This is a genomic window from Arsenophonus apicola (assembly GCF_020268605.1).
GTDB classification, from domain to species: Bacteria; Pseudomonadota; Gammaproteobacteria; order Enterobacterales; family Enterobacteriaceae; genus Arsenophonus; species Arsenophonus apicola.
Map to the genome: position 1 here is coordinate 623682 of NZ_CP084222.1, position 21230 is coordinate 644911.

General features: G+C 36.0%; 13 protein-coding genes and 1 pseudogene. 5 read left to right on the forward strand and 9 right to left on the reverse strand.

Annotated elements, in window-relative coordinates; translation table 11 throughout:
• Nucleotides 1-83: 83 nt before the first annotated feature.
• The 6 genes and pseudogenes from LDL57_RS02735 to LDL57_RS02755 form a co-directional block, all read right to left on the reverse strand.
• Nucleotides 84-2792 carry a hypothetical protein gene (locus tag LDL57_RS02735; protein WP_225506996.1) on the reverse strand — a complete coding sequence of 903 codons (2709 nt, stop codon included), beginning with the start codon at nucleotides 2790-2792 and terminating at the stop codon, nucleotides 84-86.
• Nucleotides 2793-3311: 519 nt separating this feature from the next.
• Nucleotides 3312-3773, reverse strand: a complete 462-nt coding sequence (locus tag LDL57_RS02740; protein WP_180560537.1) for a M10 family metallopeptidase C-terminal domain-containing protein — start codon at nucleotides 3771-3773, stop codon at nucleotides 3312-3314.
• A 63-nt stretch (nucleotides 3774-3836) separates the two neighbouring features.
• A pseudogene (locus LDL57_RS18065) lies at nucleotides 3837-3962 on the reverse strand (hypothetical protein); the annotation flags it as partial.
• Nucleotides 3963-3974: 12 nt separating this feature from the next.
• Nucleotides 3975-4301, reverse strand: a complete 327-nt coding sequence (locus LDL57_RS02745; RefSeq protein ID WP_180560538.1) for a calcium-binding protein — start codon at nucleotides 4299-4301, stop codon at nucleotides 3975-3977.
• A 483-nt stretch (nucleotides 4302-4784) separates the two neighbouring features.
• On the reverse strand, nucleotides 4785-11150 hold the full coding sequence (locus tag LDL57_RS02750) for a pentapeptide repeat-containing protein (protein ID WP_225506998.1): 6366 nt from the start codon (nucleotides 11148-11150) through the stop codon (nucleotides 4785-4787).
• 171 nt (nucleotides 11151-11321) lie between these two features.
• Complete coding sequence (locus LDL57_RS02755) at nucleotides 11322-11639, reverse strand: hypothetical protein (protein ID WP_180560540.1); 318 nt, start codon at nucleotides 11637-11639, stop codon at nucleotides 11322-11324.
• A gap of 154 nt (nucleotides 11640-11793) precedes the next feature.
• On the opposite strand from LDL57_RS02755, the gene LDL57_RS02760 reads away from it, so the two are divergent.
• Nucleotides 11794-12039: a hypothetical protein gene (locus tag LDL57_RS02760; protein ID WP_225507000.1), complete on the forward strand. Its 246-nt coding sequence runs from the start codon at nucleotides 11794-11796 to the stop codon at nucleotides 12037-12039.
• A gap of 328 nt (nucleotides 12040-12367) precedes the next feature.
• On the opposite strand, the gene umuC is transcribed toward LDL57_RS02760, so the two are convergent.
• Both umuC and umuD read right to left on the reverse strand, forming a co-directional pair.
• Nucleotides 12368-13639, reverse strand: a complete 1272-nt coding sequence (gene umuC, locus LDL57_RS02765) for a translesion error-prone DNA polymerase V subunit UmuC (protein ID WP_180560542.1) — start codon at nucleotides 13637-13639, stop codon at nucleotides 12368-12370.
• Between the two features lie 8 nt (nucleotides 13640-13647).
• Complete coding sequence (umuD, locus tag LDL57_RS02770) at nucleotides 13648-14031, reverse strand: translesion error-prone DNA polymerase V autoproteolytic subunit (protein ID WP_225507002.1); 384 nt, start codon at nucleotides 14029-14031, stop codon at nucleotides 13648-13650.
• A 661-nt stretch (nucleotides 14032-14692) separates the two neighbouring features.
• Here umuD and LDL57_RS02775 point away from each other — a divergent pair.
• The 4 genes from LDL57_RS02775 (at nucleotide 14693) to LDL57_RS02790 (ending at nucleotide 18850) form a co-directional block, all read left to right on the forward strand.
• The gene (locus LDL57_RS02775) at nucleotides 14693-15943 is read left to right on the forward strand and encodes a class-III pyridoxal-phosphate-dependent aminotransferase (protein WP_180560544.1); all 1251 of its coding nucleotides are present in this window, start codon (nucleotides 14693-14695) and stop codon (nucleotides 15941-15943) included.
• Entirely contained in the window at nucleotides 15940-17001 is a 1062-nt protein-coding gene (locus tag LDL57_RS02780; protein WP_180560545.1) for a zinc-dependent alcohol dehydrogenase, read from the forward strand. The genes LDL57_RS02775 and LDL57_RS02780 overlap by 4 nt, the downstream gene beginning before the upstream one ends.
• Before the next feature lie 20 nt (nucleotides 17002-17021).
• On the forward strand, nucleotides 17022-17651 hold the full coding sequence (locus tag LDL57_RS02785) for an HAD family hydrolase (RefSeq protein ID WP_180560546.1): 630 nt from the start codon (nucleotides 17022-17024) through the stop codon (nucleotides 17649-17651).
• Between the two features lie 80 nt (nucleotides 17652-17731).
• Nucleotides 17732-18850 carry an MFS transporter gene (locus LDL57_RS02790; RefSeq protein ID WP_180560670.1) on the forward strand — a complete coding sequence of 373 codons (1119 nt, stop codon included), beginning with the start codon at nucleotides 17732-17734 and terminating at the stop codon, nucleotides 18848-18850.
• A 565-nt stretch (nucleotides 18851-19415) separates the two neighbouring features.
• Here LDL57_RS02790 and LDL57_RS02795 read toward each other — a convergent pair.
• Nucleotides 19416-20687 carry a glycoside hydrolase family 68 protein gene (locus LDL57_RS02795; RefSeq protein ID WP_225507004.1) on the reverse strand — a complete coding sequence of 424 codons (1272 nt, stop codon included), beginning with the start codon at nucleotides 20685-20687 and terminating at the stop codon, nucleotides 19416-19418.
• Nucleotides 20688-21230 lie beyond the last annotated feature (543 nt).

The following is a 21230-nucleotide window of genomic DNA, read 5'->3' on the forward strand; positions in this document are numbered from 1 at the left end:
TAGATATTTTCGACCAAAAAGCGCGCCGGTTATAGGATGTACTTGTACCCAAATATCTTTTCCACGTTCCTGGCCAATGTTAACTACCTGAACTTCTTTAGCCAGATTAGGGCGAAAAGCGCGTTCAGTATTAAACGTCCTAACGGGTGTATCTGATAACCCTTTATTTGCTTCTCAAGCGCTTTTACCAACGGAGTTAAGCCGTTAATTTCCTGTTTTATCTTTATAGCAGCATTTCTTAGGCTATTAAGACCTTTTATTCCGCCTGATGTCAACAACTCAAATCCAGGATCAGCCGAACGGATGAATTCTACCCCCAGACCAACATAAGTTTTTGGCGGTACACTTTTCATTAAATGAGGTACCCCAAATTTGATAAGCTGTTTTCCTCCTTCTCTTAAAGCCTGAGCAATCGTCGCTTGTCTTAAGGCAATTAGTAGTCCATTAATAGCAGCTTCCCCCGCCGCAACACTAAATCGGCTACCAACTTGAGCACTTTTGCCGATAAAGGGTAAAAAACTTACGATATCTAATAAACCGCTTTCAATCGCTTTCCCTACATTGCCTTTTTGTGCTTCAGTAATACAGGTATAAAGTGGAATAAGACTTAAGAAAAAAGCGTCTACTTTTTGCCGAGTTGTTGCCTGATAACCTTCCTTTTGCAGTTTTTCGTATAATAGTTCACCATGCCGCTTAGCCAATATATCGAACAGTATATTGGGTTTATCATTTTTTGTTTTTATGGACAAAATAGGATGCATTTTTAATTTATAATCATCACCATAGGCTTTACCATCATGGCCAAAGAGGCCAAGAATTGACCGTTTATCCTCATCAACACGATACAACTTATAATGCCCTATATCCTGATCCAGGGTTAATGCGTATATCCGTTTTTCGCCATTAAGCGTACACCTTAGCAGATCAATCGATTCAGGTACTAGGGTTACTAATCCGCCCGCAGCCATTCCCCGCCTTGCTTTTCCCATAGAATAACTGCGATGACTACCAATAGCATTAAATTCGGCCTTCACCAGTTCAATGTCAGCCTGTTCAATAAAGATTTGTTCAGTTTGTCTAATTGAATTAAAAGTAATGGGCAGTAAGATCTTTTCTGTCTGTTCGCTAAATTTAGCAATTTGTTGGTTTTGATCAGCAAAAATTTTATTTATATTAGGTAATAATGACTCTTGTCTCCGTCGATTGATAAAAGCAACCTCTCTATTGTGATATAAATATTCATTTAACCAACTCCCCTCGATATCATGCGCTTTTAATTGTTGGCGGGCAAGCTCTGACCGGCTTTGCCAATTTTGTAATAAGTTAATAAATTGGAGCAGTGGATTATTTTGGCTGGCTTGACGTAATTCATTAAAATAGTTCTGATAAATAGATGGCATAGCTTGTTGATTTATTTCTGTGCTATCTGTCTTATAACCGGTTTCTAATTGATGATGGATGAGAGCGGGTAATTTAAAATAATGAATATATTCAGCGGTTATTTTCTCATCGACGATAAGTGTTTCCAGTAGAACTCCTGTATCAATAATATCATCCAAACGCATTCGGTTAAGTTCAGCTCCACTTTCTTTAAGTAGTAGGGCACCCGCATGCAAGTAACCCCACTGCGGTTGATCTAGTATCATATTATCCAGTCTTAACTGTTCATTCTGATCCTTAAACTGCAGATCAAATATAGGCAAAACTCTACTCAAAACATGTTTTTGATAATAAGTACAGGTTTCCGGCGACAATTTACTAGACTCATTCTGACTGTTGAGTTGATCGAATAACCGCCGTCGCAGATTAGCATGGCGTAGGAGAGAATGTTCCTGTGATTGGATATCACTACTTTTTTTTAATAACGATGCATCAGATGACATACTTAATAAAGCATATTGTAACCAATCGGTAATAATTGATCGCTGCCGGACGGAAGAAATTTTTTCATCTGGATTAACACCATTTTCACTGAATGGTTTTTGTTCTTGTGATGGGATCCCACTGATTTGTTTTAATTTCCATGCTTCAGATAATATATCTAATCTAGTAGTTTGTGACCAATTGGCAGTTGCTTGCTGCTGTGTAGAAAAATTTTTTTCCTCTGGATCAGCACCATTTTCACCTAATGATTTTTGTTCTTGGAATGGGATATCACTGATTTGTTTTAATATCCATGCTTCAAATGACATACCTAATACAGCAAATTGTAACCAATTGGCAATGACTGCTTGTTGGCGGGCAGAAGAAATTTTTTCATCTGGATTAGCACCATATTCACCTAATGGCCTTAATAGTAGCTTTGCGACGGTTGCTATCTCATCTTGCGCATTTTCATTGCGTGAAAGATAATCGCTGATATGATTGACTAAGTGATATGATAACATGCCATCATCTTGCTGATTTATTGTATAACCTTGTTCACTTAACAGAGAACATAACAGACGATTTTGCTCTTTATAGACAACTGAATTTAAAAGAGGAACCTCTGAAACGGGTAAAGTAATATTTATTGGATGATTTGAAGTGCGTAATAGTAATTCTAAATTATAAGCAAATTGCTGGCTAGTTACATCGACACTGTTTTCAGTTGAAATAGTGAATTCTCCATGCGGTAAAGCATTTAATGGTAGCTTTTCGTTCTCTTTTATTTGCTTATTTAGCGTTTCTTTGTCATTTGAGCGCGGTTCTTCAGTTAATATATTTTCAACTGCTCGTTTATTATGATATGAAAGATCTGAAGTAGATGATAACCAGGCCGTTGATGAAAATGTTGAATTTATAATTGTCATTATAGAGCCGTTATTTAATTTAAATAATCAATTATATTTAAATTATGAAAATTTGCCTTTTCTAACGAAATTTTTTCTTATTAATTATTTTTTTACTTTATATAGTTAGTTTAATCTTATTTAATATATTTTATTAAGGTTATTAAGTTATGTTAGCAATTTAAAAAAGCTTCAATACCTTTTATCTCTTAAGGATAAGCTTGGTAAAAAGAATGAAAGTAGCCCGAAGATGAAATTGGTAAAATTTTAGCCATCTTTAATTCTGATCTGAAAGTGAGGTGACCGTTCTGTCGACTGACATTGCTGGTGAAAGTTATGACACCGGAATAGATCATATAAACTGTCTGTACGTTAGCCACATTTCTCAACTGCCCCAAACAGAAGTGGCGTTGTAAGCTAACTGACGACATTCAGTGCCATCTTTTTAGCTTTAGTCTCTCTATTATCAGATTATTTTGACAAACGACCCGGTTATTTCGAGTCGTTGTATGATCATATCGTATTAATCGATTTTACTTTTTACAGTTCTGAAGTAATAATATCCTGCTCGAAATCGACTTTACCTATAATTTCAATGTTAAATTCTGCTTGCCCATTACCATCGTGATCCAACTTTAGATTGGTCACGTTAGTATTTTCATTATAATCAAGCAATAATTCATTTATTTTTCTAGTAAAATTAACTACTTTTTTAATTTCAACTTCTTCATTATTAAATTGTTTAAGAGAATTAAGATTTATTTTATCTATACCCGTTTCAAAATCATTTATTTTATCCGGTGCTGCTACTGAAGAGTCATTTACTGTTATATAAACATAAGTATCACTGCCAGCACCACCAGTTAATTGATCGGCGCCAGAACCGCCTATAATAACATCATTGCCATTGTCGCCGGTTATGATGTCATTGCCATTGTCGCCGGTTATAATGTCATTGCCATCACCGCCGATTAATATGTCATTGTCCTCACCACCAGCCAAATTATCATTTCCTAAACCCCCATCGATATAATCGCGTCCTGCATCACCTGTGATAATATCATTTCCCTCACCGCCTTCTATTTTGTCATATCCCTCACCGCCTTTTATATTATAATTTCCCTCACCGCCTTTTATATTATCATTTCCCTCACCACCTTCTATGGTGTCATCTCCCTTATCACCATGTATGTTATCATTTCCCTAATTGCCAAATATTCGATCATCACCTTCACCTCCAGTTAAATGATCATTTCCTTCTCCCCCTTCGAGATTATCATTGCCAGCATCACCTTGTAGGAGATCATCGCCTGAATTACCTTCCAAGTGATCATCACCATTCCCACCTGAAATAATATCATTGCCAGCACCTCCGGCTAAGTTATCATTACCCGCATAACCAAATATTTTATCATTCCCTCCATGACCGTATATTTCATCATTTCTTCTAGTCCCTTGTAATATATTATTACCATCAGTGCCATTAATTATCTCATTAGTCGTGTCATGGCTGTCTAATTTATCTTGCATTAAATTTATCCTCTATTTATTTGTCGTCCCAAAATAAAAATTGAAAAATAATTATAGAAGAGCATATAATTTTGACATTAAATAGAGTTATAAATTTTCAATAAATTACTTTAATAATAGAATAATAACTTCCTCTATTATTAACGACTTCACTATTATCTTATTACAAGTTATTTAAATTTACTGATTAGCAATACTTTTCTTCTTTTGATCAAAGGTTTTTCAATATTTAATTAATGTTTTTTTATTTTATATACCAATATTTTTTACTAATAAAAATTCAGCAAAATAATAAAGATATTTTACTATGGTTAGATTAAAGATAGTGACAATAAATAATATTATTAACTAGTGATATGCTAATCTGTTAGCCGTAATCAATGAAAAACTGGCTAAGCAAAAATAGTGGTATTTCAATGGTGGCACTGTGATAAATAACACCAGTGCCATTTTATTTAGTAACTGATTAATATATAAGAATCCTTACCGCCAGGCCGGTGGTTGGATCCTTTTTAAAACTTCATTACAACGTTCTCTTGCTCGCTCAATCATCACATCAGATAAAAGCGCCGTACAAGTGAAAGCATCCCCTGTTCCTAATAATCGCGCCTTCCAATCATTAAATAAATTTTGACCAATTAGTGTTGGATCACATTTGTGGGCTTGTTCCATTAAAGCGTAGGCATAGTACCTTAGCATTAATGGCGAATGATGCTCAGTGCCAAATATAGTGCTGGAGGAATAACGGGTAAAAACGGCTGATAGTGAGAATAGATGTTCCGCTTTTTCTCTCTCTGAGCTGGCGGTCAAACCATATAATTTCATGATCTGGCTATAATTTTCGCTTGTTAAACTATTATCAGCAAAATTAAGTACCTTAGAAAAAACATTACTTAATGCTTGTTGCGAGGCATCATCGACTAGTTTTGTCGTAAATGTATTGTTTTTTAAGGCATCATGAAACAGAGGTTTAAGTTGGTCACCCAAATCCAGCGCCTCGATTAACTTACCAAATGTAGCCTGATGATGATTATAGGTATAATATTTAGAGAATAGAGGAAACTCTTCGTTGTAGCATTTATCTATGTTAGATTCGCTAAAGCTTAAATATTCACCATCCTGAAAGCGATAAATATTATCCCATTTGGTTGCTGAATTAGGATGTAACATTTGTGACAGGATATTTTCAGCAACAACTAATACTCTGCCTGGCTTAGTCGGCGATAAAAACAGATAGTTTTGCGCACTGTTATCTGACCAATCTACATTACCGGCATAATCACCAAAAATATCTTTAATTTGTTCATATTGCAGTTGTTGTTGAATTTCAGGTAGTTTTAAATATTTTTCATACAAATTACAAGCTAGCCCCGCGTTCGCAACATCAAGACCTTGAGTTCTTGCCGCCAGCAAAGTTTGCATAAAACTACTATGAAATCCTGGCAACACCATCAAGCTCGGCTTTTGCTCGAAATAATTGAGTAAACTATTAACTATTGTCGGATGCGCTTCTAACGCACTTAGCAATTCTGATGAGTAATCCTTCAAGTAATTATCTAGCAGTTTATTAACAAACTGATTGATTTGCTGATTTTTTATAAACGGCAATCTAGCGATAATATCTAATAATGGTAACGTGACCCGATTAAGATTAATGCCGGGCTGATCCAGAGAGTGAATTAATTGAATAACCAGCTGCGTTTTTAATTTATCATAGGCATTATCAATACTATTAATGCTGGTTAAAATACTGCCAGGATTATTAAAATGGTTAAGCATCAAATCTAGCTTATCGTCATTCCAGTTGGTAGGAAGACCAAGGGTAAATGTGTCGTTGAGAACCGTGCCAGTAAAATCAGTATTCCTAATATGTAATTGTGTTAACGTCGTCTTACTGAGATCAACATTTCTAATATCAGTACCGACTAACGTCACGCCACTCAAGTCAGCACCATCAAGATTAGCATCAGTTAATATTGCGTTAGTCAAATTGGCGTTTTTTAGTTTAGCACTCTGCAAATCAGCCCGAATCAGTTTACTCGCTTTTAGGTTAGCATTAGACAAATTCGCTTTATTTAATTTTATTTCAGTTAGATTGGCTGCTGTTAGCTCGGTATCCACTAATTTGGTATTAGTAAGATCGGCCTTGCTCAGATTGGCATGATACATTTTCACTCTATTTAGATCAGCATTTGCTAGCTTAATTCCCTGCCACTGAACGTCTGCCAGTTGATTGCCAATTAATTTAACGCCGGTTAGATTGGTATTAGCCAATTTTGTTTTATTTAATTTAGCGTCAATCAGAATAGCATTAGTCAAATTAGTCCCAGTTAAATTAGCGCCGGTTAAATCTGCATACATCAATTTAGCATCTGTCAGATTAGCATTCGTCAGATCAGCCTCAGTTAAAATAGCAGTAACCAGATGAGCGCCATTCAATTTTGTATTATTTAATACAGCGTTACTGAAGTTTACTCCGCTCAGACTGGCATTATAGAGCGCAGCATTACTCAAATCAGCCTGAGATAAATCAGCCTGATCCATGGTGACCTCAGTCAAGTTAGCCTTATTTAATTTAGCGCCTCTTAATTTAGCCTTAGTCAAAGTCGCTTTAATCAAATCTGCCTTATATAGATTGGCTTCAGTTAATTTTGCTTGACTTAATTCCGCCTGGAATAGATCAGTCTTAGACAGATTTGTATTGATTAATTCAGTGTTCTCTAGCTTCGCGTTCCTCAGCTTAGCCCCCGTTAGATCAGCATCATTCAATTTAGCGCGTCTTAAGTTGGCCTCCCTTAGATCAACCAATCGCATACTCGCTTTAGTCAAATCTACATTATTCAACTCGGCAGCAATAAATATCGCTTCATCCAATTTAGTGTTAGCCATGTTAGCGCCAGTGAGTTTAGCTTTACTTAGGTCAGCATTACATAATTTTGCACCATTTAATTCCGCCTTGGTCAAATTAACTAGCTGCATACTGGCTTTATTCAACTTAGCCTGTGTCAAATTAGACTCAGTCAGATTAGTGTCTTCTAATTTCGCTTCTGTCAAGGTAGCAGCCGATAAATCAGCTTTAGTCAGATCGACCTCTTTTAGTTCCGCCTTGGTTAGATCAACGCCATTTAAGTTAGCATTAATTAGACTAGCACCATTCAACTTAACTTCAGTCAAATCTGCCTCAGTCAGGGTGGCATTTGTCAATTGAGCCTTGGATAAATTCGCTCGATGCATTTTAACCGCAGTTAAATTAGCATTTTTCAAATCAGCTTCTAATAGATCAGCCTCAATCAATTTAGCTTCGCTCAAATCAGCACCAGTCAAATTAGCCTTGAATAAAACCGTACTATGTAAATTCGCTTTTACCAGCCTAGCTTCCGTTAAATCAGTTTCAATCAATAGAGCGTTAGATAGATTAGCTTCATCCAATTGTGCTTTTATTAACTTAGCACCACCTAATTTAACCTTAGTTAAATTAGCACCAGTCAGATTAACATTATTCAATTCGGCGTCAGTAAGATCAGCGTCTGTCAAATCGGCTTTAGCCATGTTAGCGCCGTTAAATTTAACTTCAATCAGATGCGCGCCATGCAGATCTACGCCAATTAGCGTAGCACGAGTCAAATTAGCACCATTTAATTCAGCGTTTATTAACTTAACATCCGTCAGATCTGCGGCCTTTAGAACAGCTTCTGTTAGTTTAGCCTCAGTAAGATCAGCGCCCTGTAATTGTGCGTTAATTAAATTCGCGTTCGCCAATTTAGCTTCTCTCATATCCGCACCATTGAGAACAGCATCACTCAAATCAGCTGCCGCTAAATCAATCTGCTGCATTTTCGCGTGCGTTAGATCTGCATTGTTTAGATTAGCTTTAAACAAAATAGCATGCTCTAATCGAGTTTTAATTAATTTAGCTCCAGTTAAGTCAGCCTCAACCAACTTCACATGAGTGAGATTAGCCTCATGTAAATTAGCATTCATTAATTTAGCATTCATTAACTCAGCATCAACTAGATAAGCATTCGATAGATCGGCATTGGACAAAGTAGCATTAACCATCCTACTGTCAGCCAAGTTAGCTTTTATCAACTTCGCACCGGCTAAGTTAGCCCGAGATAAGTTAGCCTGCACTAGTCTAGCTTCTGTCAGATTAGCGTTTTCCAATTGAGCGTCAATTAATTTAGCGCCATGCAATTTAGTTTTAGTAAGATCAGCGTTATTAAGGATTGCGTTTTTTAATTCAGCATCATTCAAGTTGCTTTTAGTGAGTGTCGCTGCTGTCATATCGGCAGATGTCAAATTAGCACCAACTAGATTAGCATGCGTCAAATCAGCATTAATCAGTATTGCATTATTTAAATTAGCAATACTTAAATCAGCGTTATTTAGTTTACTAAAAATCATCTTCGCTTCTACCAGCTTACTACTTTTGAGCTTAGCTTCGGTCAGATCAACGCCATTTAAGGTCGCTTTTGTTAGCTCAGCAGACCTTAGATCAACCTTGATTAAAATAGATTCATTCAATTTAGCATCGCATAGGTTAACGCCTACCATTGACGCTTCGGTTAGATTTGAATACTGTAGATTTGTTTCAGCCAAGTTAGCAGTATCCAAATTAGCTTTCATCAGATTAACTTTATATAGGTTACTATTACTTAAATTAGCCTTAGATAGGTTCGCTAATGAGAGGTCTATCGTTACTTTAACCTTATCAAAATAACTGGAAAAGTTTATATTACTCAAATCCGCATTAAATAAATTGATAACCGTGTTAGCCTCCCGATTAACAATTAATTCTTTTAGCTTATTTAATCGCTCAACATTTGCTGTCGAGCCTAATATTTGCTTAGATTCCATCGACCATCTTTGAGCGGCTCTACTTGCCCCTTTACCGCCCATTCCTTGGGTTTTTAGTTGATACAGCCGCTCGTGGATTGGTACCGGTGCTAATTCCAGCTCACCAGCAGAATTACGCAGATATTTTCGCCCCAAGAGGGTATTGTTTTCCAAATTGATTCGTACCCAAATGTCTTTACCTCGCTGCTGGCCGATATTAACCACCTGAACTTCTTTTCCCAATTCAGGATGATAAGCTGTCTCCACCTTGAACGACTTAACGGACTCAACAGCCAAATCTTTTGCCTTTTTTTCCAACGCCTTGATTAATGGGCTTAATCCTTTAATTTTATGTTGTAAATACTTTGCCGCATTTTTTAACGCATTAACCCCTTTTATGCCACCCGAAGCTAACAATCCAAAACCCGGATCAGTACTACGTAAAAAAGTAACCCCTAAGTTAATATAAGTTTTTTGTGGTACCCTATTCATAACATGAGGAATGCCAAACTTAACAAATTGTTCTCCTCCTTGCCGTAATGCTTGTCTGAGTGTAGTCTGCATTAATCCAGTTCGTAAGCCATTAACTGCTGCTTCTCCCATCGCGATGCTGAACCGGCTACCAACTTGAACACTTTTGCCAATAAACGGTAAAAAGCCTAAGATATCTAATAAACCGGCTTCAATCGCTTTCCCTGCATTCGCATTTTGGGCTTCAGTAATACAGGTATAAAGTGGTATAAGACTTAAGAAAAAAGCGTCTACTTTTTGCCGAGTTGTTGCCTGATAACCTTCCTTTTGTAGTTTTTCGTATAATCGTTCACTGCGCCGCTTAGCCAATTTTTCGAACAGTATGTTGGGTTTATCATTTGTTGTTTTTAAGGTCAAAATAGGATGCGTTTTTAATATATAATCATCATCATAGGCTCGACCATCATGGCCAAAGAGGCCAAGAATTGACAGTTTATCCTCATCAACACGATATAACTTATAACACCCTATACCCTGCTCAAGGGTTAACGCGTATATCCGTTTTTCGCCATTAAGCGTACACTTTAGCAGATCAATCGATTCAGGTACCCGGGTTACTAATCCACCCGCAGCCATTCCCAGCCTTGCTTTTCCCATAGAGTAACTGCGATAACTACCAATAGCATTAAATTCGGCCTTAATCAGTTGAATATCAGCCTGTTCAATAAAGATTTGTTCAGTTTGTCTGATTGAATTAAAAGCAATGGGCAGTAAGATCTTTTCTGCCTGTTCGGTAAATTTAGCAATTTGCTGGTTTTGATCGGCAAAAACTTTATTTATATTGGGTAATAATGGCTCTTCTCCCCGTCGATTAATAAAAGCAACTTCTCTATTGTGATATAAATATTCATCTAACCAGTTCTCACTAATATCATGTGCTTTTAATTGTTCGCGGGCAAGCTCTGGCCGGCTTTGCCAATTTTTTGATAAATTAATCAGTTTGATAAAAGGATTGTTTTGTTCAGATTGCGTTAAATAATCAAAATAATTGTTATAAACGTTGGTCATCTCCAACGTCGTCGCGGTAAAGAAATCTTTGCTATTTAATTGCTCATGGATCATAGCCGGTATTTTGAAGTATCGCTTATATTCAGCGCTAACACGCTCTTCCTGCAAAAGTGCGGCCAGCAGCATACCATTATTGCTAATCTCTTCCAGGCTCATGCCCTTAATGTCAGCACCACTTTCCTTTAATAGCGCCATTCCAGCATGTAAATAGCCCCATTCTGGTTGATCTATCATCATCTCTGCTAGTTTTTCCGCCCCCTTATCCGCCTTAATCTGTAGCGTAAATATGGGCATGATATGATTAATAACTTGCTGTTGAAAATAAGTGCAGCTTTCAGGCGACAATTTACCAGACTCATTCTGACTATTGAGTTGTTCGAATAACCGCCGTCGCAGATTAGCATGGCGTAGGAGAGAATGTTCCTGTGATTGGATATCACTACTTTTTTTTAATAACGATGCATCAGATGACATACTTAATAAAGCATATTGTAACCAATCGGTAATAATTGATCGCTGCCGGACGGAAGAAATTTTTTCATCTGGATTAACACCATTTTCACTGAATGGTTTTTGTTCTTGTGATGGGATCCCACTGATTTGTTTTAATTTCCATGCTTCAGATAATATATCTAATCTAGTAGTTTATGACCAATTGGCAGTTGCTTGCTGCTGTGTAGAAAAATTTTTTTCCTCTGGATCAGCACCATTTTCACCTAATGATTTTTGTTCTTGGAATGGGATATCACTGATTTGTTTTAATATCCATGCCTCAATTGTCATACCTAATACGGCATATTGTAACCAATTGGCAATGACTGCTTGCTGGCGGACAGAAGAAATTTTTTCCTCTGGATTAGCGCCATATTCACCTAATGGTTTTAATAGTACCCTAGCGAGCTTGGCTATCTGCTCTTCATTATCTTTATAGCGGATCAGATAATCAATGACATGATTTACCAACTCACTGACTAAAATAATATCGCAAGGTTGGCATGTGATATAACCTTCTTCGGTTAGCAGGCCACATAAGAGTCTAACCTGTTCATCGTTAACAGAATAATAAAAATCTTCTGTTGATAATGATATGACTGTTGGTAATTTATGATGTAATTGTTTGATAAGCGCAGCACTATCATACTCATACGAGGTGGCAGAATTATTTGACGCTGAAATTAACGATGTTTCTCCATCATGCGGTATTATACTGTCTGAATTTATTGAATTATCCGTTGAGCTTTCTTCATTGGCGCTATTTTCAGCTACTTTTTTATCGCGTTGCGCAACATCTGATGCAGAAGATAACCGGTTAGTTGATGAGGTGTTTGAGTTTACTAATTACATGAGACATTCCAATATTTAATTTTAATTAATGTTAAATTATATAATTCAATGTTATTTTTTGTTAAAAATAGTTATCGAAAACATGAATAAATAATTTATTAATCGATTGTTTTATGGTGATAAAAATTAGTTAATTGTGGAATGTAATGTACAGATATGATAAATAAATCATCGATTATTAAAAAATAGCTACCAACTATTAGATTAAAAAACGCTATTGAATTTGTTTAATAAAAATCCGATACGCTCAACATAATAGCCATTAGCAGGGGATGTGAAATCACCAACGCTTTTCAAACACAGCGGCTAAATACAACAGCTTAAATATCGCCAAATCGTTTCTTATATTAGCATTTTACAATAGGTATTTGATTAATATCTGTCGTCCAATGAGGAGAAAGATATTCTTGCTTCATTACCCAGGGATATTTTTTATTAATCAGCCCTTGCCCGGCAAAGCCTATTTTGCCAATTTGATTTTGATTGATAGTGTCGATCACTTGCATAAGGGAATACGCGTTAGCTAATGGCTTTTCTGTTGCAAAAAGAGAAAGTTGGCTCAAATCTGGTTCACTAAAATCACTTAGCATGACACTACTTTTGCTATATCTAATCCCCGGCTGCCATATCTGCAGTAAAATCTCCGTTGCCGCCTTAATAATATCTCGACTATCTTGCGTTGGATAAGACAATATTTTGCTCGCATATCGATAAATAGCCGGCTCGCTTGATGAGAAACGACTAGTTTGGATCGCAATTCTAACAAAACGACAGCATTGTCTTTGTTGCCTTAATTTTTCTGCTGCACGCTCTGCATGCGCACAAATACTTTGTCTAACAAATTCAAACTCACTGATCTTACGGCCAAAAGAGCGAGAACAAATTATCTGCTTTTTGGCTTTTTGTTGCTGTTCTAATGTTAAACACGCAACGCCATTTAATTCGCGGACTGTCCTTTCTAATATGACAGAACCAAATTTGCGCGCATCGCTTGGCGGCATCTGGCTTAAATCTAATGCCGTTTTAATATTCATTAATTTTAATTTTTTGGCTAATTTTCGACCTATCCCCCACACTTCATCAACGGCAATTAAAGACATTAATTTTTGTTGCCTATCGCGTTGACTAAGATCAACAACACCTTTTGCACCTTTCCATTGCTTGGCGGCAAAATTGGCTAATTTAGCTAACGTCTTTGTCGTGGCTATCCCTACCCCAATAGGCAAATGACAGCGCTGCATAATTTGTTGTTGTAGATAACAACCGAATTGGGTTAAATCGTGTAATGAGTCAATATCAGTGAGATCACAAAATGCCTCGTCAATAGAATAAACTTCTAATTTGGGTACCAAAGAGGCTAACACTTCCATGACACGCATACTCATATCAGCATAGTAGGTATAATTGGAGGAAAATACCGCTATATTGTTAGCTTTAACCATCGACTCAATTTCAAACCAGGGTGCTCCCATTTTTATAAAAGCTTTGGCTTGCTCAGAACGTGAGATAACACAACCATCATTATTAGAAAGAACAACCGTTGGTTTTCCTTTTAAATCAGGCTGAAAAACTTGTTCGCAAGATACATAAAAACTATTAACATCAATCAGGGCAAACATTTTATTACTCAAAAATAATGAATAGCATATCTGACAACACCAAAAATACGTACAGACATATCTTCATTGATAACAATCGGCGGATAAACAGCATTAGCTGAAAGAAGTGCTTTAAATGGAGATAATTGTAAATATTTACATGTAAATTCTCCATTTAATTCGGCAATCACAATCTCACCCTGTTTTGCTGTGTTATGGCACTCCACAATCAGCAAATCTCCATCTAAGATCCCGGCATCTTTCATCGAATGACCCGATGCCCGCAAAAAATAGGTACTTTCAGGAAAACGAATTAATTGTTTATCTAAAGAAAGCCGCTTTTCAACATAATCTTGAGCAGGAGATGGAAAGCCACAAGCAATCTTATCTAAAAATAAAGGCAAATTACCCATATCAATCACCATAATAATACTGTATAAAAAAACAGTATAATATAGTAAATAACAAAAAATAAAATATTTTTATCTGGCAAAACAGATTGGAAAAACGTTGTGGTCGATATTTTGCCTAACAACAAAGCATCTAACATCGATTTAAGGGCCACTAACTGGTTGTTAAACTATTTTTCTGATTAGTTAATTAAAGTTATTTTTTAAATAATTATTACTCTAATCATGTAAAATATTAATTTAAAATATCAATCGATATTTATAATCAAATAATATTTTAAAAAAATTAACATCCTCTGTAAAAAAAAATATTATCTGTTTAATTTTTTAATTAAAGAAATCATAATAGAGATGAATCAACAAAATCTTTAATTTTAAATTATTATTTTTAATATCACATCTATATGATAACTTATATTACGATTATAAAAATTCAAATCAATCCATTAAATACACTCAATTAACAAAAACCAAAACATTGATTTAAAAAGAAAAAATAATAAAGTAAGTTAAAATTCATTAATTTAACACTGATTAATTTTTATTATTTTTTAACTGGCATGTAATTGTCATTTTTTTGATTTATTTTTTGATATTTATTAATAAACAATAATTATAAAATCATAAAATATATTATATTAACTAAATTGGAGGCTTTAATATTATGCAGAAAACCTTTGAAACTCTCATTGCTAAATACCAAGGTGAGGGTCCCTACTTAATTATAGATGGAAATAAATATATTGATGCAGCTTCAGGGACATTCAATCTACCACTTGGCTACACTAATAAAAGAATAGCCGATAAACTAAAGCAGCAAATAGATCGCTGTACCCATTTAAGCTCTGCCTATACCCGTGAAATGTCAATTTGTATTCTACAAAAATTAATCAAATATCTTCCTGAAAAAATCAATCGTATTTGGTTTAGAGATGTTTCAGGATCGGGTGCTGTTGAAGGTGCAATAAGGATGGCACAAAAAGCGACTGGCCGCTCTGGCGTCATTTCACTATACCTGGCCCATCATGGCCAATCGCTGGCAACGGCACAAATATCCGGTAATGCTTTTCGAATCAAAAATTTTCGCATTAATATTGAAGGATCGCTTAAAATTCCTATGCCGCCTAGCCTGCTAGCCGGTGCTGAAGACACAAATATATTAGCGTCTTATCCCGATCTCGATCAAATTATCCAACTCGGCTCTAATGACAATATTGCTTGTCTTATTATTGAGCCTGTTATGGGTAATGGTGGAAATATTGTTATACCCACTGATTTCTACCGCTATATAAGAGATGTCTGTCATAAATACGGCATTATTATTATTGCTTATGAAGTACAAACCGGCTTTGGTCGTACTGGTACGTTCTTTGCCTCTAATGGTTATGCCAAGGATCTTGATCCTGACATTATTGTTTTTGCTAAGGGTGCAGGCGGAATTGGCATTCCAACAGGCGGCATTTTAATGAAAGAAGAATTAGATGTGCTTGAATTCTATGAGCACTCAAGTACTTCTGGTGCCAATCCATTAGCCTTAACCGCACTTAATGAAATTATTGATATCATCGAAGATGAAAATATTTTGGCTAATGTACAACAAAATGAAGGTTATTTACGAGATAGTTTAATTGCATTACAAAATAAGCACGATGATATTACTAAAGTACGTGGCCTTGGATATATGTTTGGCTTCGACACACCATCACCAGAATACGCAGCTCAAATTATTGATCTCGCTAACAAGCATCATCTTATCATTCGAGGATCGCGTTATGGTAAAAGTTGCACCCTAAAAGTACGTCCACCACTCATTTGTACCCGCCAACATATAGATGAAATTATCAATAAATTGGATATCACGTTTAATGAAATGAGTCAGTTAAAATCAAATAAACCAGAGGTAATGATACCATGAAGGCACTCAAATATTCACAAGCTTGGCAAATCAATATCCATGAAACCCCTGCTCTGCATTGCCAAGAGGCTGATGATGTGATTGTTAATATCGCAGTATGTGGTGTTTGTGGGACAGATATCGGTATTATTAATGATAATTATCCAGTTGCGATAGCGGGAACTACGCTCGGTCATGAGGTCAGTGGCGTAGTAACTGAAATTGGTAAGAATGTCACTAAATTTAAAGTTGGCGATCGGGTTGTTATCAATCCAACTTATGCCTGCCAAAAATGCCGGATGTGTTTAACCGGTAATCCTAATCATTGTGAAATGAAAATGGGGACTGAAGCCGGTGTTTCTTACGATGGCGCTTTTGCTGATCAATATCGAGCTAATGAAGCTTTTTTAATTAAGTTAGACGAGCATGTCAGTATGGAGGCGGCCTCACTCACTGAGCCCTTGAGTTGTACCATTACCGGTGTTGATAAACTAGCCATTACCCATACTAATATTCGTGCTGCTGTAATTGGAGCAGGCCCAATGGGAATGCTCTATTTATGGGTACTTCATCAACGTGGTGTAAATGCATTTATTGTTGAAAAAAATTCCCACCGCTATCAGTTTGCCAGTAAAAATTTACCACCCAATAGCAAAATTTATCATGATTTTGAGTCAGCAATAGAACAAGAGTATGGTACAAGCAATAGTCAAATAGATTTATGTATTGATACTACCGGCCAAATTACCGAATTACTCATTTCTCACCTGGCCCCTGGCGGTAAATTACTTAATGTTGCCTTAAAAGATAAAAAAGCAACGCTAGACGTACTAAAAATCGCTGATAAAAGTTTATCGATAATAGGTTCAATTGATTCACTAAATAATAGCTTCGAACGTGCTTACGCGATGATCCGCGATAAACAGATCCCGGCAGAAAAACTAATAAGCCATACCTTCAGTTTTTCCGATTATCTATCCGCTTTTCGTACCGTTGGCTGTGATATTAATAATAAAACAATGGTTCCACTTGAAGCTCCCAACTGCAAAGTACTACTACGACTATCTAATATTAATTAGCAGATAAGCAGAATAGTAAAATGGATAAACTGACAGTTATTTTTGATATAGACGGTGTTATTGTTGATAGCGAACAATTACATTTTGACGTTCTACGCACTGTGGCAACTGAGCAAACTCAGCATGTTGAAGCTCAACAATTAATTGGGCTAAGTTTAGAGGAAACCTTATCATATATTGGTATCCCACCAGAACAGCAACCATCGGTTTCCGCTCAAGTGATTGAAACCTATAAAGCTAAATTAGCTAAAAAATATTTGCGACCTGGGGTCATTGATTTAATTAATCTACTGGAACAACGACATATTCCATTTGGATTCGTTTCTACGGCGCCACGTGATGTATGTTTAGCTAACATAAATTTACTTGGACTATTAACCCCCATTAAATTGATTGCAGGTAATGATGTTAAATATACCAAACCTCATCCAGAACCCTATCTCACGATGATGACTCAACTAAAAGCTAACATCAATAACACCATCGTTATTGAAGATACAGATTTAGGTATCAGTTCAGCTTATGATGCCGGTCTGCGTAAGATATATGCCTGGCCGCATCCGTTATCTACTGGGCAAAATTATCATCAGGCCACTGCGATCATTAACCATCTCGATAAGATAGTGGATTTGGCTAAGCTGAAAAACTAAAGCTAATTTTCAATCAATTTTTAAGCTGTCTGTTCGCTGTCGAGGAACTCGTTGTGTCTGAAATAAATATCGTGAGAGCTATGCACTTGCCTATTATTGCGACTCGTAAAGCATTTTTTATTGCTGGCTTTAGTTTAGCAAGCTGGGCACCATTAATACCTTTAGCTAAGCAACGGCTACAGGTAGAAAATGGCACCATGGGGGCGATACTACTGGCTTTTGGTTTAGGCTCTTTATTAATGATGCCATTATCTGGGATGCTAGCAGCTCGTTTTGGATGCCGGCGAATATTTACTCTAGCGACAATATTAGTGCTGGTAACATTAGCAGCACTCGTTTCAATAGAAACGGTTTTACCATTAGCAATCACACTATTTCTGTTTGGTGCGGGTATTGGTGCAATGGATGTTGTCGTTAATATTCATGCGGTGATTACGGAAAAACAAGCACAAAAACCAATAATGTCAGGTTTTCATGCCCTATTTAGCTTGGGAGGATTTGCTGGTGCTGGCATCGTTAGCTTGTTATTAACATTTGGCGCTACACCATTACAAGTAATTATATTAGTTATATTATTTATAAGCTTACTAATGATATCAACCTGGAATGGCCTAACCAATTATACTACCGCAAATGACACGCCTTTTTTTGTCCTACCAAAAGGTAGTGTGATTATCTTGGGATTATTATGTTGTATCGCTTATATCATGGAGGGCTCCATGCTCGACTGGAGTGGTATTTTACTCCTCAGTCAACAGAATATTGCTCCTAATCATGCCGGACTAGGCTATACATTATTTGCCATTATGATGACCTTTGGCCGCATCTTTGGCGATAAAGCAATTAGCCAATGGGGCGCTCAGCGGGTATTTATTAATGGTAGTTTTATGGCAGTATTTGGTTTTGCTATTTTGGTAGCCAATGGTCCATTATGGACATTAGCAATAGCCTTTATGCTAATAGGTCTCGGATTATCAAATATTGCACCTATGCTATTTACTGTCTCAGGAAAACAAACTGCAATGCCTGAAGCATTAGCTGTAGCCGCAGTGTCTACGCTAGGTTATTCTGGTATTTTACTTGGACCTGCTTTGATTGGCGGTATTGCTCATATGTTCACACTTCCTGTGGCTTTTATTTGCGTGACATTAATGTCTACCGCTTTAATTTTTTGTCTGCGGTTGATAAAACTCACTTAATATTACAAAATTAAAATTATCACAATTTTAGAATTTAGCATTCTCCTTTAAACAGAGGAGAATGCTAATCATACTAAATCAAAGCGAATAAAAAATGCTTAAACTAATTAACATCTGACAATTAAATATTCCAATGGAAATCTAAATTAAACAACCAATAATATGATCAATCTTTAATAATTTTTCATTAACATTTTCAAAATTCATCATAAAATTAATTACGTTTATTGCTTGAAGATAGATAATGCATTCATTTCTTATAAATCGAATAAACGTTTATTTCTCAATGACTATTAGGTGAAAATCTTTTACATCAATGCTGGATTATCTAAATTATCTATCAAATTAATTTGATCTTTCTTGCTGACTAATTGCTCTGCGGTAATAGCCCCCAAAAGTAACAACTAAATGTTATATTTTAATGTTAAAAAATAGGTTAATTTTTCAGGCATAAATTGAAATTAATAAATTAAATAACAAAAATATCAAATTAGTCAGAAAAACGATTGCTTAAATTTTATTCATCTGGATAAGAATTTAAAATAAATTGAGCAACTATAACAAGTTAACCACGGCATCTCTTTCTTACTACCACATTCTCCATCGGCGGAATATAACCGTAGCCAAACTCTTTCACCATAAATGTACGGTTTCCTTCAATTTTGACTTGGATCGTTGGTGCTTCAGTGCCACCAATGCGATATTGTCCTTTACCATCATCAATATTAGGATTGGGAATATTATCAATAAATGATGTAACTAAGCCATTGGGCATAACATAATGTGAGTAAGTTTGATAAGGGCGAGCTGATGGATTGCCAAGAACTAAACCAGAGCCATTTAATGGTTCATAAGGTCCGGTCAGGTTGTTACTAACAAAACCATATACACCATCAGGTCCATTTAAACCGTCGGCATAAGTATACTGATGACTGACCGTAAACAAATAATATTTACCGTCTTTAAATACATAATGTGGCCGTTCAGTCTGATCATTCACACCTACAGCAGTGAGCAATGGAGGAAGTAACTGCCAGTTCTCACCAGATTTGTCTTTTGCTACCGCAATTCCAATACAACCACACTGAAAACGCGCCCCTCCAACCTCTTCATATCCAGGCGGAATGTCCCCCATATCATCACTGGTAATAATATGTGTGCCACGTTCACCGGCCACATTGCCTTCAAAAACCATATAGAGCTTCCCATCGATAGGATCAATAAAAGGCCATGGATCGCGAAAATTCCAGTATTGATTTTGTTCTTCTGTCTGATAATAAAAACCATCCGCCGAGAATAGCGGGATCACTTCGTCAAAACCGACCATTCTAACATCCGTTTGCGATGTAACAACCCGTCCACAAATTTTAGCCATACATGCACCAGGAGTTACACAGGAATAATATAATTCTATTTCACCTTTATCATTCATAAGAATCGGGGTTCCAGCCCATTCCCTACTGGTAGGTGAAACCCCCTCTTGCATCACTCGATCGCCAAATTCCCAACTTTGACCATCCCTTGAATACCAAAAACAGATACGAGCACGGCCGTGACGATCATGCCAATCACTCGTTATATCATATCGACCATCTTTATATTTAAATAAATCTGGACGTCTTTCAGCCGTTAATGTAAAGATGATTGACCATCCATTAACCGAAACAATCGTTCCATCTAGCGTTCTAAGCGGCATGGTATCCCAGATAAACAACGTTTCATCCATAACCGGAAAATTATAATCAATAAGTGGTTGGGTTGTTGTTGGATCATCTATATAAACTTTAAGAGCATCAGCTCTTGTCCAACGACTAGTTTTAAAGGCTATATTAGTCATTTTATTATCCTTAAAATAAATATCTTACAAAAAACAATTAACAAAAAATTCAATAAAGTCATTTTTTTATTTTGTTACTTATTAAAATAATTAGTAAAGATAATTTTGATAGTTTTTAATTTGGCATTAAAGCTAATACTATTTCATTAATAGATAAAAATATGGCGAAGTTTAGTTGCTTATTTTAGTGTTTATTTTTAATTTAAAATTTAATTAAAAAAATAAAAGCATTTTTAAAAAAATTTAAATAAAAAATTTGCCTCTGTCATTTTATAAGATATTTACCCTATTGCTAGCACAGCAATAAGTTTTAGTACACAAGTACAAAATTCAGCATTACACAGTAAAAATTTTCGTACTCATTGCTAAGATATATGAGCGAAAAGGTGTTTTAACACCAGACCCCTTTAATGACTTTTTAGCAGCAATTATTCTGCTATCATCGTTATGGATAGCAGAATTCAATGCGCCGGTATTTTACTGATAAGCTAATTTATTATCAGTTACCTCTACACCGGCTAATAACATTGTCATGCGTTAAGG

Coding starts and splice junctions, on each gene's coding strand:
- LDL57_RS02735 (WP_225506996.1), bottom strand. CDS start 2,792: ATGACAATTATAAATTCAACATTTTCATCAACGGCCTGGTTATCATCT.
- LDL57_RS02745 (WP_180560538.1), bottom strand. CDS start 4,301: ATGCAAGATAAATTAGACAGCCATGACACGACTAATGAGATAATTAAT.
- LDL57_RS02750 (WP_225506998.1), bottom strand. CDS start 11,150: ATGTCATCTGATGCATCGTTATTAAAAAAAAGTAGTGATATCCAATCA.
- umuC (WP_180560542.1), bottom strand. CDS start 13,639: ATGTTTGCCCTGATTGATGTTAATAGTTTTTATGTATCTTGCGAACAA.
- umuD (WP_225507002.1), bottom strand. CDS start 14,031: ATGGGTAATTTGCCTTTATTTTTAGATAAGATTGCTTGTGGCTTTCCA.
- LDL57_RS02775 (WP_180560544.1), top strand. CDS start 14,693: ATGCAGAAAACCTTTGAAACTCTCATTGCTAAATACCAAGGTGAGGGT.
- LDL57_RS02780 (WP_180560545.1), top strand. CDS start 15,940: ATGAAGGCACTCAAATATTCACAAGCTTGGCAAATCAATATCCATGAA.
- LDL57_RS02785 (WP_180560546.1), top strand. CDS start 17,022: ATGGATAAACTGACAGTTATTTTTGATATAGACGGTGTTATTGTTGAT.
- LDL57_RS02790 (WP_180560670.1), top strand. CDS start 17,732: ATGCACTTGCCTATTATTGCGACTCGTAAAGCATTTTTTATTGCTGGC.
- LDL57_RS02795 (WP_225507004.1), bottom strand. CDS start 20,687: ATGACTAATATAGCCTTTAAAACTAGTCGTTGGACAAGAGCTGATGCT.